At 67.6% G+C, this 15,618-nt stretch carries 17 protein-coding genes; 7 read left to right on the plus strand and 10 right to left on the minus strand.

Features of this window, described 5'->3' with window-relative positions; genetic code table 11:
• Nucleotides 1-145 precede the first annotated feature (145 nt).
• The 5 genes from ACGFIF_RS16080 to ACGFIF_RS16100 all read left to right on the plus strand — a co-directional run bounded on the left by ACGFIF_RS16080 (nucleotide 146) and on the right by ACGFIF_RS16100 (nucleotide 4,430).
• Nucleotides 146-1,033, plus strand: coding sequence for an ABC transporter ATP-binding protein (locus ACGFIF_RS16080; RefSeq protein WP_393155114.1), 888 nt, complete (start codon nucleotides 146-148; stop codon nucleotides 1,031-1,033).
• Nucleotides 1,030-1,872, plus strand: coding sequence for an ABC transporter permease (locus ACGFIF_RS16085; protein ID WP_393155116.1), 843 nt, complete (start codon nucleotides 1,030-1,032; stop codon nucleotides 1,870-1,872). Before ACGFIF_RS16080 ends, ACGFIF_RS16085 begins: the two co-directional genes overlap by 4 nt.
• A gap of 156 nt (nucleotides 1,873-2,028) precedes the next feature.
• Nucleotides 2,029-3,033 carry a zinc-dependent alcohol dehydrogenase family protein gene (locus ACGFIF_RS16090; RefSeq protein WP_393155117.1) on the plus strand — a complete coding sequence of 335 codons (1,005 nt, stop codon included), beginning with the start codon at nucleotides 2,029-2,031 and terminating at the stop codon, nucleotides 3,031-3,033.
• 258 nt (nucleotides 3,034-3,291) lie between these two features.
• Nucleotides 3,292-3,555 carry a hypothetical protein gene (locus tag ACGFIF_RS16095; RefSeq protein ID WP_393155119.1) on the plus strand — a complete coding sequence of 88 codons (264 nt, stop codon included), beginning with the start codon at nucleotides 3,292-3,294 and terminating at the stop codon, nucleotides 3,553-3,555.
• A 56-nt stretch (nucleotides 3,556-3,611) separates the two neighbouring features.
• Nucleotides 3,612-4,430 (plus strand): MerR family transcriptional regulator, encoded by an 819-nt coding sequence (locus ACGFIF_RS16100; RefSeq protein WP_393155120.1) that lies wholly within the window; start codon nucleotides 3,612-3,614, stop codon nucleotides 4,428-4,430.
• Here ACGFIF_RS16100 and ACGFIF_RS16105 read toward each other — a convergent pair.
• The 5 genes from ACGFIF_RS16105 to ACGFIF_RS16125 all read right to left on the minus strand — a co-directional run bounded on the left by ACGFIF_RS16105 (nucleotide 4,414) and on the right by ACGFIF_RS16125 (nucleotide 10,034).
• Entirely contained in the window at nucleotides 4,414-5,937 is a 1,524-nt protein-coding gene (locus tag ACGFIF_RS16105; RefSeq protein ID WP_393155122.1) for an alpha-N-arabinofuranosidase, read from the minus strand. The genes ACGFIF_RS16100 and ACGFIF_RS16105 overlap by 17 nt on opposite strands.
• A 27-nt stretch (nucleotides 5,938-5,964) precedes the next feature.
• Nucleotides 5,965-6,897 (minus strand): hypothetical protein, encoded by a 933-nt coding sequence (locus ACGFIF_RS16110; protein WP_393155123.1) that lies wholly within the window; start codon nucleotides 6,895-6,897, stop codon nucleotides 5,965-5,967.
• Nucleotides 6,898-7,015: 118 nt separating this feature from the next.
• On the minus strand, nucleotides 7,016-7,834 hold the full coding sequence (locus tag ACGFIF_RS16115) for a carbohydrate ABC transporter permease (protein WP_393155125.1): 819 nt from the start codon (nucleotides 7,832-7,834) through the stop codon (nucleotides 7,016-7,018).
• Nucleotides 7,831-8,793 carry a carbohydrate ABC transporter permease gene (locus ACGFIF_RS16120; protein ID WP_393155127.1) on the minus strand — a complete coding sequence of 321 codons (963 nt, stop codon included), beginning with the start codon at nucleotides 8,791-8,793 and terminating at the stop codon, nucleotides 7,831-7,833. Before ACGFIF_RS16120 ends, ACGFIF_RS16115 begins: the two co-directional genes overlap by 4 nt.
• Complete coding sequence (locus tag ACGFIF_RS16125) at nucleotides 8,790-10,034, minus strand: ABC transporter substrate-binding protein (protein WP_393155129.1); 1,245 nt, start codon at nucleotides 10,032-10,034, stop codon at nucleotides 8,790-8,792. The genes ACGFIF_RS16120 and ACGFIF_RS16125 overlap by 4 nt, the downstream gene beginning before the upstream one ends.
• 32 nt (nucleotides 10,035-10,066) lie before the next feature.
• Here ACGFIF_RS16125 and ACGFIF_RS16130 point away from each other — a divergent pair, with 32 nt between their 5' ends.
• Entirely contained in the window at nucleotides 10,067-11,092 is a 1,026-nt protein-coding gene (locus ACGFIF_RS16130) for a LacI family DNA-binding transcriptional regulator (RefSeq protein WP_393155130.1), read from the plus strand.
• Between the two features lie 242 nt (nucleotides 11,093-11,334).
• Here ACGFIF_RS16130 and ACGFIF_RS16135 read toward each other — a convergent pair whose 3' ends face one another.
• The 5 genes from ACGFIF_RS16135 to ACGFIF_RS16155 form a co-directional block, all read right to left on the minus strand.
• Complete coding sequence (locus tag ACGFIF_RS16135) at nucleotides 11,335-11,625, minus strand: hypothetical protein (RefSeq protein WP_393155131.1); 291 nt, start codon at nucleotides 11,623-11,625, stop codon at nucleotides 11,335-11,337.
• 62 nt (nucleotides 11,626-11,687) lie between these two features.
• On the minus strand, nucleotides 11,688-12,665 hold the full coding sequence (locus ACGFIF_RS16140; RefSeq protein WP_393155133.1) for an aldo/keto reductase: 978 nt from the start codon (nucleotides 12,663-12,665) through the stop codon (nucleotides 11,688-11,690).
• 71 nt (nucleotides 12,666-12,736) lie between these two features.
• A complete protein-coding gene (locus tag ACGFIF_RS16145) occupies nucleotides 12,737-13,138 on the minus strand; it encodes a VOC family protein (RefSeq protein ID WP_393155134.1) in 402 nt (133 codons plus the stop codon).
• A gap of 34 nt (nucleotides 13,139-13,172) precedes the next feature.
• Nucleotides 13,173-13,679, minus strand: a complete 507-nt coding sequence (locus tag ACGFIF_RS16150) for an SRPBCC family protein (protein WP_393155136.1) — start codon at nucleotides 13,677-13,679, stop codon at nucleotides 13,173-13,175.
• Complete coding sequence (locus ACGFIF_RS16155; protein ID WP_393155138.1) at nucleotides 13,676-14,248, minus strand: TetR/AcrR family transcriptional regulator; 573 nt, start codon at nucleotides 14,246-14,248, stop codon at nucleotides 13,676-13,678. Before ACGFIF_RS16155 ends, ACGFIF_RS16150 begins: the two co-directional genes overlap by 4 nt.
• 130 nt (nucleotides 14,249-14,378) lie before the next feature.
• On the opposite strand from ACGFIF_RS16155, the gene ACGFIF_RS16160 reads away from it, so the two are divergent.
• Nucleotides 14,379-15,605, plus strand: coding sequence for an MFS transporter (locus ACGFIF_RS16160; RefSeq protein WP_393155139.1), 1,227 nt, complete (start codon nucleotides 14,379-14,381; stop codon nucleotides 15,603-15,605).
• Nucleotides 15,606-15,618: the final 13 nt, after the last annotated feature.

Genomic DNA, 15,618 nt, shown 5'->3' on the forward strand with positions numbered 1-15,618 from the left:
CCTCGGTTGCGTTCAGTCTCATCGTCATTGCACAGCTTGCCAGATTTTCGCTGGAAATACAGCGGTTCAGCGTCGCTTTGGATTGCCGGTCGATTGAACGCAACGTAGCTTTCAGACATTCGTGAACGACAGAAGGGAGCTGCCCATGGTGCTGGCGGTCGACGGCCTGCGGATGCGCTACGGCAGTACGGAGATCCTGCACGACGTCTCGTTTCAGGCCCGGCACGGCGAGGTCGTCGCACTGCTCGGCCCGAACGGCGCGGGCAAGAGCACGACCATCGAGATTCTCGAGGGGTTCCGGCTGCGCTCGGCCGGGACGGTCGAGGTGCTCGGGGTCGATCCGGCCCAGGGCGACGAGCGGTGGCGATCGAGACTCGGCATCGTGCTGCAGTCGTGGCGCGACCACGGCAACTGGCGGGTGCGCGAGCTGTTGCACCACCTCGGCACGTATTACGCGCCGTACTCCACCAGCACGATCGACCGGCCCTGGGAGACCGGCGAGCTGCTGGCCGCCGCCGGTCTCACCGAGCACGCGGACCAGAAGGTCAAGACGCTGTCCGGCGGCCAACGGCGTCGCCTGGATGTCGCGATCGGGATCGTCGGCCGGCCCGAGTTGCTGTTCCTGGACGAGCCGACGACCGGCTTCGATCCGCAGGCCCGGCACGAGTTCCATGACCTGGTACGACGCCTCGCCGCCGAGTACCAGACCACGATCCTGCTGACTACTCACGACCTCGACGAGGCCAGCAAACTCGCGGATCGCATCCTGATCCTCACCGACGGCCGGATCGTCGCGGCCGGTTCACCCGGCGAGCTCACCACACTGATCGCCGGCGAGGACGAGGTCCGCTGGAGCATCGACGGCCAACACTTCCGCAAGTCCACCGCCGACTCGACCGAGTTCGTCCGCGGCCTCTTCACGCAGTACGGCGCTGCCGTCCGCGAACTCGAAGTACGCCGTGCCTCCCTTGAAGACACCTATCTCGCGCTGGTACGCGACAGCCTTGCCAGTGGAAGGGAGCAGGCGGCATGAGAGCCGTTGCCATCCGGGCCGGCTGGCGCCGCGGCCTGATCGAACTGCGCCAGTCCTTCACGAACGGGCCGGAGCTGCTCAGCCACTTCCTCTGGCCGGTGCTGATGCTGGTCGCGCTGTTCTTCCTGCGGGACCGGGACTTCGGCTCGACCGGGTTCCTGCTCGGTGCGTTCGCGTTGCCGAGCATCCTGGGAATGAACGCGGCGATGGGCATGGTCAGTATGAGCCAGCAGCTGACCGCGGATCGCGAGGACGGCACGTTGCTGCGCGCCAAGGCAACCCCGAACGGAATGCTCGGCTTCCTCGTCGGCAAGGTCGTCTCGGTGGCCGGCGGGCTGCTCGCCGACCTGGCCATCCTGCTGATCCCTGGCCTGCTCATCGTGGACGGGCTTGCGCTCGGTTCGGCCGGCGGCTGGCTCACGCTGGTCTGGGTGCTGCTGCTCGGGATGGTCGCGACGTTGCCGCTCGGCGCGATCCTGGGCTCGGTCTTCACCACCGCCCGATCGCAGGGGCTGATCCAGCTGCCGGTCCTAGGCCTGATCGCGATCTCCGGCATCTTCTACCCGATCACGGCGCTGCCGAGCTGGCTGGAGTGGATCGGCCAGCTCAGCCCGATCTACTGGATGGGCCTCGGCATGCGCTCGGCGCTGCTGCCCGACGGTGCGGTCGTGGTTGAGATCGGCGCCTCCTGGCGGCATCTGGAGACGGCTGCGGTCCTCGGGGTCTGGGCGGTGATCGGGCTGGCGGTCGCACCCGTCGTACTGCGCCGGATGGCCCGGCGGGAGTCCGGCTCCAAGGTCGCCGAGCGGCGGGAACGGGCGCTGCAGCGGGTCGCCTGACCGGTGAAAGCGTTGTGAAAGGGCTCGTGAGCCCGTCCGCTCCCCGGACGAGCGCACCCAGCACCCTGACCACCCGGAGCCGGACGAGGAGGAGCCGTGGTGGCGCCGGGAGACCGGCGGATGACCACCGCCCAGAGGTTCTGAGATGGTCAGTAGATGGGCGACCAGATGGACGTGTGGGCGGTGGAGCGGCCGGGCCCGATCGACGGCGGGCCGTTGCGGCGCGTACGTCGTACTGTGCCGGAACCGGAGCCGGGAGAAGTGCTGGTCAAGGTGGAGGCGTGTGGGATCTGCCGGACCGATCTGCATCTGTGTGAGGGCGATCTGGAGCCGCGGCGGCCGGGTGTGGTTCCGGGGCATCAGGCCGTCGGGTTGGTCGTCGGTGGCGGGGCTGAGCGGTTCGCGGCGGGGGATCGGGTCGGGATCGCGTGGCTGCGGGGGACCTGTGGGGTGTGCGAGTTCTGCCGCGCGGGATCCGAGAACCTGTGCCCGCGGTCGTCGTACACGGGCTGGGACGCGGACGGCGGTTTCGCCGAGTACGCCGTCGTGCCGCAGGACTACGCGTACGCGCTGCCGACCGATCGCTCGGCCGTCGAACTGGCGCCGTTCCTGTGCGCCGGGATCATCGGCTACCGGTCGTTGCTGCGGGCGAATCTGCCGCCGGGCGGGCGGCTGGGGATCTACGGCTTCGGTTCGAGCGCCCACCTGACGGCGCAACTGGCGACCGCGCAAGGTGCCGAGTTGTTCGTGATGACCCGCGGCGAGCGGAATCGGGAGCTGGCCCGCTCACTCGGCGCTGCGTACGTCGGTGAGACGGCAGACCGGCCGCCCGTCCCGCTGGACTCGGCCATCGTGTTCGCCCCGGCCGGCGAGGTCGTGCTGTACGCCCTGGAGGCGGTCAGACCCGGCGGCACTGTGTCGGTGGCGGGGATCCATCTGAGCGACATACCGGTGCTCAATTACGAGCGGCACCTGTTCCGTGAGCGGGATCTGCGCAGCGTCACCTCGAACACCCGCCGCGACGGCGAGGAGCTCTTCCGGCTCGTCGAGCGGCTGCCGGTCAGTGCGCACACGACCGTTGTCCCGTTCGAGGAGGTGGACCGGGCGCTGTCGGACCTGGCGCACGGACGCGCGGCGGGTTCACTCGTTGCCGTGCGGTGAACGCCTTCCCCGCCCACCACCCCGCTCAGGCCCGCTTGAACGCTTCGGGCGACTTAATCGTTAGAACTGGGTGAAGATTCAATCCGGGGTCGGGTCCGGACTTCAGGGGTGAGGACTAGCTGCGTTAGATTTGATCAAATCTCACCGGCCTACCAGGGAGTGTGAACGCCATATGCGAGGTCTGACCAGGCACGCATGGTCGGTCCTTGCGGCTGCCGTTCCCGAGGCCCTCCGGCCCACAATGCAGCGAGACGGGCAGTGCTGAGCAAGGTTCTCGGCGCGGTGGGTGTGATCCTGCTGATCGCCGGGGTGGTGTTCGCCGTCCGGCCGGTCATGGTCGACGGCCGGGACTGCGGTTCGGTCTTCCAGTCGGAGAAGGGCATCACGCCGATGCAGTGCGACTCACGCCTGGAGAGCCGCGGCAACCTGGTCATCGGCTTCGGTACCAGCGGATTCGCCCTGATCCTCACCGGCTTCGCCGTCGCCGCGATCCGCGACCGCCGCACCCGCGTTCCCTCCTGACCCGGTCCGGGGCACAGTGTTGACCTTCACACTGTGTCAAGCCGGAAGGTGGTCGCATGTTCACCATCGGGGACTTCGCGGCGTTCGGGCAGGTGTCTGCCCGGATGCTCCGGCACTATGACGCGATCGGGTTGCTCCGGCCGGCGGTCGTCGACGAGGCGAGCGGGTACCGCTACTACTCGGCGGACCAGCTCAGCCGGCTGAACCGGATCATCGCGCTGAAGGATCTCGGCTTCAGCCTGCAGCAGGTGCACGAGATCGTCGACGCCAAGCTGAGCGCCGAGGAACTGCGCGGCATGCTGCGGCTGCGGCACGCCCAGCTCGAGGACGAGCTGGCCCGGAGCGCATCCCGGTTGGTCAGTGTCGAGGCGAGGCTCCGGCTGATCGAGAAGGAAGGTCACATGCCCACCGAAGACGTCGTCCTGAAACGCATCGCCCCGGCCAGGGTCGCCGAACTGAGCGCGATCTCCAAGAGTTACGACGGCGAGGACATCGGCCCGGTCATCCAGCCGCTGTTCGGCCAGCTGATGGAGCGGCTCGGTGCCGCCGGCGTGATGCCGGCCGGCTCCCCGCTCGCGTACTACGAGGATGCCGACGACGACCAGATCCTCGTCCACGCCGCCGTACCCGTCGACGCCGGCACGATCGCCGACGTCGACGTGCACGAACTACCCGAACTCGCCCAGGCCGCGACCATCGTGCACCAGGGCGACATGATGGAGGCCGATCGCAGCATGCAGACGCTGGCCCGCTGGATCGAGGACAACGGCTACCGCAGTCACGGGTACGCCCGCGAGGTCACTCTGCAGTTCGACCCGGAGAACCCCGCCAACTGGGTGCACGAGTTCCAGATCCTGGTCACAAATCCAGACTGACGGTCGCGAAGGAGTGCGGCGGAAGCGTGACCCGCAGACCACGCGGGTCCGCTTCCAGCGCGGTCAGCGGCACCGGAGCCACCACGGTGTCGGTGGTCGTGTTGTACGACTGCGGCTTCGATGCCGTCAGCAACCGTCCGGCCGGGTTGCGGATCTCCGCACCGCGCAGATCCAGGATCACATCGGCCGGCGAGCCCGGGTCCAGGTTGCTGACCGAGATCAGCGCCTTGCCGTCCTTCACACTCGCCGACGCGGACAGCAGCTCCATCGTCTTGCCGTCCAGCTCGTACGGCTCCGGCTGCTCGACCAGGTGCACCGGAACCGCCGTCGCCTCGTGGTGCCCCTTGTTCATCTCGAACACGTGGTACGTCGGGGTGAGCACGAGACCACCGTCGTCGTCGGTGAGCAGCATCGCCTGCAGCACGTTGACGGTCTGCGCGATGTTCGCCATCACCAGCCGCTCCGCGTGCCGGTGGAACACGTCGAAGTGCAGGCTCGCGACCAGCGCGTCGCGCATCGCGTTCTGCTGGAACAGGAACCCGGGGTTCGTCCCCGGCTCGACGTCCCACCAGGTGCCCCACTCGTCCAGCACCAGGCCGACCTTGCGGTCGGGGTCGTACGCGTCCATCACCGCCGAGTGACCGCGGATCACCCGCTCGATGTCCTGCGCCTTGATGATGGTCCGGTAGTAGTCGTCCAGGTCGAACTCGGTGGCCCGGCCCTTGCTCGCCCAGGTCCCGGCGATCGTGTAGTAGTGGAACGAGATCGCCTGGAAGATGTTCTTCGGGTCGCGACCGCAGCCCAGACAGCTGATCGCCTTCATCAGCGCCTCGGTCCAGTTCAGGTCGTCGTCCGACGCCCCCGCCGCGATCCGGTAGAGCTTGTTGTCCCCGTGGTCCCGGCAGAAGGTGGCGTAGCGCCGGGCCAGGTCGGCGTACGCCTCGGCCCGCATGTTGCCGCCGCACCCCCAGGTCTCGTTGCCGACACCCCAGAACGGCACCTTCCACGGCTCGTCGCGGCCGTTCGCCTTGCGCAGCCGGACCATCGGGCTGTCACCGTCACGGGTCAGGTACTCGACCCATTCGCTCATCTCCTGGACGGTCCCGCTGCCGACGTTGCCGTTCACGTACGGGTCGGCGCCGAGCAGTTCGCACAGTGCCATGAACTCGTGGGTGCCGAAGTGGTTGTTCTCCTCGACGTTGCCCCAGTGGGTGTTGATCATCGACGGGCGCTCGGCCTTGGGGCCGATCCCGTCCTTCCAGTGGTACTCGTCCGCGAAGCAGCCACCCGGCCAGCGCAGGTTGGGGATGTTCAGCGCCTTCAAGGCCTCGACCACGTCGAGCCGGATACCGCCCTCGTTCGGCAGGCCGGAGTCCTCCCCGACGTAGAAACCGCCGTAGATGCAGCGTCCCAGGTGCTCGGCGAAATGGCCGTACAGGTGCCGGCTGATGGTCGGACCGGAAACGTCCAGATCGATCACGACCCGCGACGACGATGCCTTGGACAAACTGAGTCTCCTTGTTTTCTTGGTGTTTCAGACTGTACGACGCAGGTCCAATGCGACCGGCGCGTCGCGGTCACAGCTGAGCCGGTCACCCTCGGCGCGGAGCACCGCGACGTGGACGTCGGTCAGCCGGTGCGGGTCGACCACGCTGTCGACAGTTCCGGCGGTTCGGTGGGTGAAGTAGAAGATCCAGCCGACCTCGAGTCCGTTCTCGTCCCGGCCCACCACGACATCCGCGTGATGACCGACGCCACGGTCGGCCGACCGATCGTCGAGGATCTGGCCGGCCCGCTCCCAGGTGGTCAGATCGCGCGACCGGTACACGGCCTGACCGCGCCACTCGTCGGTGATCATCCAGTAGAAGTCACCGAGCCGGAAGACGTTCGGCCCTTCGTGCGGAGCCCCACTGATCACCTGGACCGGAGTCGACCACTCGCTGAGGTCCGGCGAGTCCACCGACCAGGTGGTCGATCCGTGCGCCTCGTCCTTGTACCAGAGTCGCCAACCACCACCGGGCAACTCATGGGCGCACGCGTCGATGACCCGGTCCGACGAGAGCGGCAGCACACTGTCGTACCGCCAGTCGATCAGGTCGGTCGACGTGTGATGCAGGATCGATCGCGGATGACCCTCCCAACGGTCCGGTACGCCGGGGATGTAGCTGGTGAACATGTGATAGCGATCGCCGGCGCGGATCACCTCCGGCGCCCACAGCGTGTTGCGGCCGGGATGGGGATCGAGACCGGCCGCGACCCCGTCGTACGTCCAGGTCAGACCGCCGTCGACGGACCGGGCCACGCCGATGTCGGTGCCGTGCACCCAGCGGCTGCCGCCGTCGGGTTCGCGGGCCCGGCGCTGGGTGTAGAACATCCACCACGATCCGTCCGCCCCGGCGATCACGGCCGGATCGGTCGGCGCCAGGTGCACCGGATCGGAGTACAAAGGCGAGGGGGCCAGGGTCATGGGGCCTCCCGGCCTGGACTGAGGAGTGTAGGGAGCGAAGCGACCGGAGCGACGAGGGAAGGCCGGGAGTCAAAGCCCCATGACCACGCCGGCGCCGGAGGCCCGGCCAAAAGCACCGTCACGATTTCACGCTTCCCGCCAGCAGACCGTCGACGATGTGGCGCTGGGTGAGGATGAAGAACACCACCATCGGGACCAGGACCAGCACGCTCATGGTCATGAACCCCGGCCAGTCCGTCGAGAACTCGCCGACCGACCGGTAGACCTGCAGCACCAGGGTGGCGTTCTCCGGTGAGCTGAGGAACACGCTCGGCGTGATGAAGTCGTTCCAGATCCACATCGTCTGGAAGACGCCGACGGTGGCCAGGATCGGCCGGATCAGCGGCAGCACGATCCGCCAGTAGATCTGGAACGGCCCGGCGCCGTCGATCCGGGCCGCCTCGATGATCTCGAACGGCAGCCGGCTGATGTACCCCTGGATCAGGAAGTAGCAGAAGATCGCGCCACCGGTGTAGATCACCACCAGCCCGCGCAAGGTGTCGACCAGTTCGACGTCGACCAGCATCCGGTAGAGCGGGATCAGCGTCGACTGCCCCGGCACGATGAACCCGAGCAGCAGCAATGCGCCGAAGAACCGGTTGAACCGGCTGGCCCGCATCGCCATCGCGTACGCCGCGGTCGAACCGATGAACAGCATCACCACGATCGAGGCGACCGTGACGATCAGCGTGTTCACGAAACTCCGCCCGAGCGGCACCGTCTCGAAGATCTGCTGGTAGTTGCCCAGGAACAGCTTGCCCGGCAGCGCCAACGGCGACTGGGTCATCTCCTCCTGCGTCTTCAGCGTGTTGACGACGATGTAGTACAGCGGTACGCCGACCAGACACGCCAACCCGATCATCACCACACTGGTGATCGGAGACCGTCGTTGCTTCACAGCACCCTCCGTTCGATGCGGCGGGAGACCCACAGTTGCGCGACGGCGACCAGGCCGACCGCGATGGTGAACAGCACCGCCAAGGCCGAGGCCAGCCCGTACCGCCCCTGCGCGACACCGCTGGTGATGATCGACTGCGTGATCGTGTACGTCGCATAGCCCGGACCGCCCTTGGTCAGGGTGTACGGCAGGTCGTAGACCTTGAGCCCGCCGGTCATCAGCAGGAAGTTGCTGATGACAATGGCCGGGGTGAGCAACGGCAGCGTGATGTGGAAGAACTGCTGCCTGGCCGACGCGCCGTCGATGGTGGCCACCTCGTAGTAGTCCGCCGGGATCGACTGCAGATACGCGAGATAGAGCACCGCGTGCCAGCCGGCGCCGCCCCAGACGGCGACCACGATCACCGAGACCCGGGCCAGCGTCGCATCCGACAGGAACGGGTACGGCCCGGCGTTGAACAGACTGTCCAGCACCGAGTTCAGCACGCCGGAGCCCAGCGGCGACAGGATGTAGCCCCAGACCAGGCCGAGGATCGCGATACTCGGGATCGCCGGGAAGAAGAACACCGACCGGACGAAGTTCCGGGCGAAGAACTTCTTGTTCAGTACGACGGCCAGCGGGATCGCGACCACCGTGATCAGGACCGCCGTACCGATGGTGAAGGCCAGGGTGAAGCCGAGCCCGGCCAGCATGGACGGATCGGTCAGCACCTTGCCGTAGTTCGACAACCCGACGAACTTCACGTCGGCCGAGTAGCCGGTGAAGTCGGTGAAACTCCAGTAGAACGTCTGCGTCAGCGGCACCACCAGGAGCACCACGAAGACCAGCGCGACCGGGACCAGGAACAGCTGGTTCGCGGAGGTCTCGCGGGCCCGCGACAAGCTGAACCGCGGTGGCCGGCCGGCCCCGGCCGGGACCTCGGTGGAGGTCTCGGCCGGAGCGATCAGGCCAGCGGTCACGACGTACTCGCAAGCTTCGTGTCGAGGGCGTTCGCGACCTGTTCAGGCGACGCCTTGCCCTGGACCAGCAACTGCAGTTGCGCGGTCGCCTCGACGTTGAGGATGTCCTCGGCCCGCTTCCAGGCGATCTGCGGCAGGTACACGTTGCCGGCCCGGACGTCCTTGACGATCGGGCTCAGCGCCGGGTCGAGCTTCGGCTCGAAGTCGGTGGTGACGGTGATCGCGCCGGTTGCCTTCTGGTACAGCGCCATCGCCTCAGGCGTGTCCAGGAAGGCGAGGAACTTCTCCGCCGCCTCGGGGTTCTTCGCCTTGGAGTTGATCGCGTAGCCCGGGCTGGCCGCGCCGGCCAGGTACGGCTTGCCGCCGCTGATCCCGGGGATCGGCGCCATCTCGATGTTCAGCTTCGGCGCCGCCTTCCGGACGCCGGGCACGTCCCACGGACCCGCGACCATCATGGCGACCTTGCCGGTGGCGAACTCGGTCCGGACCTGGTCACCAGTCAGGCCGACCGCGCCGCGGGTGACGAGCCCTTCGGTCCACAGCCGCGACCACTGCGTCAGCGGTTCGACCCAGTAGTCCTTGAACTTCGCGGAACCGTCGAAGATCTTCGTGTCCATCGTGTCGCCGGTGGACGCGTTCTGGGCACCGAGGAAGGCCGACAACGGTGTCGACATGGCCTGCACGGACTCCAGGTACGGCGTGACGCCGGCGTCCTTCAACTTGTGGCACAGGGCAAGGAACTCGTCCCAGGTCTGCGGGATCGTGGTCGCTCCGGCCTTCGCCAGCAGGTCCTTGTTGTAGAGCACCCCGGCACCCCAGGACGCGACCGACATCCCGTACACGGCGCCGTCCGGGCCGGAATACGTGGTCTGGTTGAACTTCGGCACGTTCTTCAGGAACGGCTTGTCCTTCAGATCGACGACATGCTTGCCGTTGATCAGGTTGGTCTTGTTCTCCGCGGCGATGGCGAACACGTCGGCCGCCGTACCGGCGAGAATCCGCGACTGCAGGGTGGAGATGTACTCCGCCACCGGCGGGGCGTTGGAGAACTCGACCTTGACGCCGGGGTTCTGCTCCTCGAACTTCGCGATCACCGGCTTCATCGTCTCTTCGCCGTCCCAGGAGAAGAACGTCAGCTTCTTGTTGTCGTCACCACCGCTCCCCGGCGTGCCGCCACAGGCGGCGATCGGAAGGGCGAGTGCGACGGCCGCGAGTGCGGCCAGGGTGCGGCGCTTTCTCATCGCAACTCCAGAAGGTGTTTAAGGTATGGATCATGAAGAAGGCATCCACCGTGGTGACGATGGCCGATGTGGCGCGGTCCGCGGGGGTGTCCACGATGACCGTTTCGAACGTGATCAATGGCCGGCCGCGCGTGGGCGCGGCGACCCGGGAACGGGTGCTGGCTGCGATCAGCGACCTCGGGTACCAGGTGAACCTGGCCGCCCGGCACCTGCGCGCGGGCCGTACCGGGGTGATCGGCCTCGCGGTTCCGGAACTCGAACGCCCGTACTTCGCCCAGCTGGCCGGCCGGCTCGCCGACCGGTTCGAGGCGCACGGACTGCGGATCGTGATGGAGCGCACCGGCGCCAGCCGCGAGGGCGAACTGGACGCGGTCGCCTTCTCCCGGCTGCGGATGTACGACGGCTTGATCCTCAGCGTGGTCGACATCGACCCGGCCGAGCTGACCCAGATCCGCACCGACGCACCGGTGGTGATGATCGGCGAACGGGCGCTGCCGTCGCGGTTCGACCACGTGATGATGGACAACGTCGACGGCGCCCGGCAGGCGACCGCGCATCTGCTCGCCGCCGGGGCCCGGCGCGTCGCGATGCTCGGCGGCAACCCCGACTGGACGGCGAACATGCCGGCCCTGCGGGCCGAGGGCTACGCGGCCGCGCACACCGAGGCCGGCGTACCGATGGACCCGGAGCTGACCGTCCGGTGCAACTTCCGGCTGCAGGACGGGTACGACGCGATCCGGTCGCTGCTCGATCGCGGGATCCGCTTCGACGCCGTGTTCGCGCTGACCGATGTGGTTGCCATGGGCGCCCTTCGCGCCCTGGCCGATGCCGGGCTGCGGATCCCGGACGACGTCCAGGTGGTCGGCTTCGACGACATCGACGAGGCGTCGTACCTGGTCCCGTCGCTGTCCACGGTCAACCCGGGCCACGAGGAGATGGCCGACACGATCACGTCGCTGCTCATCGCCCAGATCAACGGTGGGCCGACCGGCGATCCGAAGGAACTGATCGTGCCCGCCCAACTGGTCCAGCGCGGCACGACCACACCGGCCGGCTGACCGCACAACAGACCTCATCAGGACTCCCGGGGGTGGGGTGTTCCTCAGAGGTATATCGATAAACCTAACCAGTCGGCAAGAGGTTGACCGCAGCGAGTTTCCGGCCGGGCGTGCTGGATCGGGGCCGGGCGCCGGGGTGGATCCGGCCTGATCCGGCGCCGGGATCGGGCCGATTCAGGCGTGGCTCAGCCCGGCGCCGCCGCCTGTTGGGCGAGAACGCCGGGCTGGTCTTTGGGGTGCTGTCAGCTGCTCATGGTGGGCTCACCCGAGCGGCCGGTCATCCGGTCCCGGGCAGCCATTGCCATACCTCGGCCGCGGCTCGACATGCCGTTCATGCCTTGCGCGGCGTGTGCGGACTTGTCCCGCAGTTTGGCTCGCCGTGCGCGGCCTCGCTCCGGGTCCATCAGGTACTCGGTCACCATCCCGGCGCAGACGCCGGCAACGGTCAGCCCAGCGGTCTTGAGGAACGGACGCCCGTGATCCTGCACCGCGATACCGCGGCGCCGGGTACTGCGGTCGACGATCAGTCGCATCGTGTCTCACCCTCTCGATGGTCGCTCACCGACCGGGTACCCATTCCGGCGAAGGGGATGCGTCACCGCCCGAGCAGCGTGGCGATCTCCGTCATCTGGTCCTCACGCAGCGGCCCGAACTCCATCGCCCGCGCGTTCTCCTCGGCCTGGGCGACAGTGCGGAAGCCCGGGATCGGAACCGTCCGCGGGCTACGAGCCCACAGCCACGCGAGCGCACCCTGCGCCAGCGTCCGGCCGTCGCTCTCGAGTACGTCGCGGATCGCGGAGACCTTGTCCCACCATTCCGGTGTGGGTACGCCGCCCTTGCCGAAGTACCGGAGCCAGGACGGCGGCAGGGTGCGGATGTCCGCACCGGTGGCCGGCCGGTTCGCGTCGCGGCGCCCGAGGAGGCCCATACCCAAAGGCGTTCGGTTGATGCTGGCCAGGTCGGCGCGCTCGCAGAGTGCGAAGAACTCCGGCGCATCGTGCAGGACACTGGCCTCGTGCTGCACCGCCGAGCAGTGCTTGCCCTCAGCAAAGAACTCCGCGCTGCTCACGGTGTCCGTGCTCCAGGCGTAGCTGCGGATCAGTCCTTCGCGGACGAGCTCCTCACACGCCTCACGCAGCGGCTGCGCCACCTCGTTGGTCGTGTCGAAGTGCAACTGATAGACGTCGATGTAGTCGGTCCCGAGCCGCTCGAGTGACGCCCGGACAGCCTTGTGCACGTACTCCGCCGACTTGTCCTGGTGGTGCATGACCGCGGTCGACTCATCGAAGGTGTTACCCCACTTGGTCGCGATGACCACCTGGTCCCGGATGCCCTCGAGCGCCTTGCCCAGCACCCTTTCGCTGTGCCCGGCGCCGTACACGTCGGCTGTGTCGAAGAACGTCACACCGAGCTCGACGGCCCGGCGGATCGCCCGCACCGACTCGTCGTCGTCGACCTCACCCCACCCCAGCGGCTCGCCGGCCGGATTCGCGAACGGCCCACCGATGGCCCAGCACCCGAACCCCACCGGGCTGACCTCGATCCCAACTCGTCCCAATACACGTTTCTCCATACTTCAACCCAACCAGCGGGCACCCCATCCGTCCAATGAATCTTTTCCGCATAGTTGATGCATGGCGCGCATCAATCTGCCTGGTTCACACCGGTGACCGTCCCACGGTCGTCAGTGGTGTAAAGACCCTTGGACAGATCCAGGAGCACCAGAGCGTTGCCGAACGGGTCCTCGACCACAGCACATCGCCCGACCGGGATGTCGAAGGGTGCCATGACCAGCCGCCCACCTCGGCTCGCGATCTGTTCAGCGGCCTGGTCGGCCGAGTCCACCAGCCAGCTCGGCGCGTAGTCGAGCTCGGTCGCCAGCACGAGCTCCGTCTCGCTGTCGGGTAACCGCAGTCCTGCCTGCCCGATCTCGTCGTTCCGCCACAGCAATTCGTGCCCGAGTTGGTCGCGGTAGAACGCCAGCCCACTGTCCAGGTCCGGCACCCGCACGGTTACTGCATCCACCGTCCGCAGCAGTCCACTCATGAGCCCAGCCTCCGGCATGCCGCCGACAAAGTGGTCAGCCCGCGGCGCGGGCGGCCAGAGCCTGGTTCATCGCGACGAACTGGGGCTTGATGGTGTCCGTCAGCATGGACCTGGTGAACGGGATCGCCGCGCCGCGGAACGTCTCCTCGTGGATCAGCCGGGTCCGGCCGCCGGGCAGTTCCTCCAGCCGGAACGCGTGCTCACCGTCGAAGATCCCGCCGAACGCGATCTTGCCGATCCAGCGCAGTTCCTTGTTCGGCTCGACCGCGAGGAGCTCGGGGGTGAACGTGGTCTCCTTGCCCTCGGTGTCGCGGAGCACGTTGGTGATCGTGGCGCCGGCCGTCAGCTCACCGGTCGACGAGATGATGAACGGGTTCCACTCCGGGTACGCCTCCCGGTCGGTGAGCACCTTCCAGACCCGCTCCGGAGTCGCGTCCACCTCGAGCTCGGTGTGCAGCACGAACGGCCGGACGATCGTGTAGACGGTGTAGCCGGCCACCAGTACGACGATGGTGCCGAGGGCAACCAACAGCTTCTTCATGAGTGCTCCAGATCGGGTCCGAGGGTGCTGAGCACCAGCTCCCTCACGTAGGCGGAAGTGATCGGCTCCCCGGTGATGAGAAGCCGGTAGTACAGCGGCCCGACGAGCTGGTCGACCAGTACGGCGGGGGAGGCGTGCCCGTTGACAAGCCCGTCCTGCTGGGCTTGTGCGACGACCGCGGTGACAGCGGCGTGCCGCTCGCCCCACAGGGCGCGGACGCTCTCGCTGACCCGCGGTTCGCGCGCGGCCGCGGCGGCCAGGTCGGCGATCAGAGTCGTCGGTACGGCGGTCAGCGTCGAAGCGATCGTGGTGACGAGATCGGTGAGGTCGTGCCGTGGATCGCCGCTCGGCTCGAACGGTACGGCGGCACGCAGGCCGGCGATCATCGCGATGACCAGTTCGGCCTTGCTCGGCCAGCGCCGGTAGATCGTGGTCTTGGCGACCCCGGCCCGCTCCGCGACCCGGTCGACCGACATCCCGTCGTACCCACGCAACCGCATCTCGGCCATGGCGGCCTCCAGCACCCGCCCCTCCACCCCGACATCCCGAGGCCGCCCACGTCCCACCATCGCCCCTCATTCCGCTACCGCAGTATCGAAAAGACAGTAACCCGCGCCGCTGATTTACGCAACCGCGGTAGCGAAATCCTCGCTTGAAACACTGACATGGCTTGGCAGTGTTGGTTGCGAGGCTGGTCCGGTGCTCGGATCTCATCGGCTGCTGTTGCCGGCCGCCTTCATCACGTCTCTCGGGAACAACATCCAGTTGATCGGCGCCGCGTTGCTGCTCGTGCAGGCGCGTGGCTCGATGCTGGATGTCGGCTGGCTGTTCATCGCGGTGGCGGTGCCGCAGGCGGTGTTGTCGCCGTACTTCGGTCGCCTCGCGGACCGGTTCGATCGGCGTCGGCTGTGGGTGGGGTGTGATGTGGTGAGTGCCGTCGCCGCGCTCTGCCTGCCGATCGGGCTGGCGGTCGGAGCGCCCCAGCAGACCCTCGTCTACGCCAGCAACTTCGCGCTCGCGGTCGTCGCGGCGTTGTTCGTGCCGGCGAGCGCCGCTTTGGTGCGGGAGCGGGTGCCCGCACCGGAGCTGCGCCGGTTCAACGCGCAGTACGAGATCGCGTTGCAGTGCGGCATGTTGCTGTCGGCATCGATCGGCGGATTCGCCCTGCAGTACTTCGGCTCCACGCCGCTGTTCGTGTTCAACGCGATCACGTTCGTTGCCTCGGGCCTGCTCGTCCTCGCGGTCGGACGTGGCGCTCGTCGTACCACCGCACCCGTCGAGGAGTTGCGTCCGGCAATCACGCCGAACCGCCACGAGCTGCCTCTTGGTGCGCTCGCGTTGCTCTACGGCCAGGGGCTTGTGGTGGTGACGGTCTTCAATGCGTTGTTGCCGGTTCTGGTCGTCGGTGAATGGCATCGTGGTGCGGCGGTCGTCGGGGTCGTCGATGCGCTGGGTGGTGCCGGGTTCCTGCTGGCCGCGATGGTCTATCGGCGTGTCGCCGTACGGTTCGGAGATCTGCGGGTGGCGCTGGCCGGGTTCGTTGCCGGTAATGCCTTGCTGGTGCTGCAGCCGTTGTTCGGCGTCAGTGTGTTGATGGGGCTCGTCCTGGTCGGTGCGCTCGTCTTCGGTCAGGCGCGGATCGCGACCCGGTCGTTGCTGATGACGTCGGTCGACGAGTCCCGGGTCGGCCATGCGTTCGGTGTCGCCAACGGGTACGGGCTCGCGGCCACCGTCGTGGTCATGCTGATCGCGTCGGTCGTCACCGGTCGCACCGACACCCGCTACGGCTTCGCGACCCTGGTCGCGATCAGCCTCGCCGCCGCAATCCTGGCCGCCGTCTGGATCCGCCGGTCGACCGCTGACCGCCGGGCCGCGCCTCACGGCCCTGTGGCGGGTCCGCGGAGCAAAGTGACAGAACTTATATAAGTGCTGTTACGAT

This window comes from Kribbella sp. NPDC049174, from assembly GCF_043197365.1.
In the GTDB taxonomy this organism is placed as follows: domain Bacteria; phylum Actinomycetota; class Actinomycetes; order Propionibacteriales; family Kribbellaceae; genus Kribbella.

What these genes read in the sequence shown, in the direction of transcription:
- ACGFIF_RS16140 (WP_393155133.1), bottom strand. Translation starts at nt 12,665, where the DNA reads ATGGAGAAACGTGTATTGGGACGAGTTGGGATCGAGGTCAGCCCGGTG.
- ACGFIF_RS16130 (WP_393155130.1), top strand. Translation starts at nt 10,067, where the DNA reads ATGAAGAAGGCATCCACCGTGGTGACGATGGCCGATGTGGCGCGGTCC.
- ACGFIF_RS16150 (WP_393155136.1), bottom strand. Translation starts at nt 13,679, where the DNA reads ATGAAGAAGCTGTTGGTTGCCCTCGGCACCATCGTCGTACTGGTGGCC.
- ACGFIF_RS16090 (WP_393155117.1), top strand. Translation starts at nt 2,029, where the DNA reads ATGGGCGACCAGATGGACGTGTGGGCGGTGGAGCGGCCGGGCCCGATC.
- ACGFIF_RS16080 (WP_393155114.1), top strand. Translation starts at nt 146, where the DNA reads ATGGTGCTGGCGGTCGACGGCCTGCGGATGCGCTACGGCAGTACGGAG.
- ACGFIF_RS16135 (WP_393155131.1), bottom strand. Translation starts at nt 11,625, where the DNA reads ATGCGACTGATCGTCGACCGCAGTACCCGGCGCCGCGGTATCGCGGTG.
- ACGFIF_RS16100 (WP_393155120.1), top strand. Translation starts at nt 3,612, where the DNA reads ATGTTCACCATCGGGGACTTCGCGGCGTTCGGGCAGGTGTCTGCCCGG.
- ACGFIF_RS16125 (WP_393155129.1), bottom strand. Translation starts at nt 10,034, where the DNA reads ATGAGAAAGCGCCGCACCCTGGCCGCACTCGCGGCCGTCGCACTCGCC.
- ACGFIF_RS16155 (WP_393155138.1), bottom strand. Translation starts at nt 14,248, where the DNA reads ATGGTGGGACGTGGGCGGCCTCGGGATGTCGGGGTGGAGGGGCGGGTG.
- ACGFIF_RS16145 (WP_393155134.1), bottom strand. Translation starts at nt 13,138, where the DNA reads ATGAGTGGACTGCTGCGGACGGTGGATGCAGTAACCGTGCGGGTGCCG.
- ACGFIF_RS16110 (WP_393155123.1), bottom strand. Translation starts at nt 6,897, where the DNA reads ATGACCCTGGCCCCCTCGCCTTTGTACTCCGATCCGGTGCACCTGGCG.
- ACGFIF_RS16085 (WP_393155116.1), top strand. Translation starts at nt 1,030, where the DNA reads ATGAGAGCCGTTGCCATCCGGGCCGGCTGGCGCCGCGGCCTGATCGAA.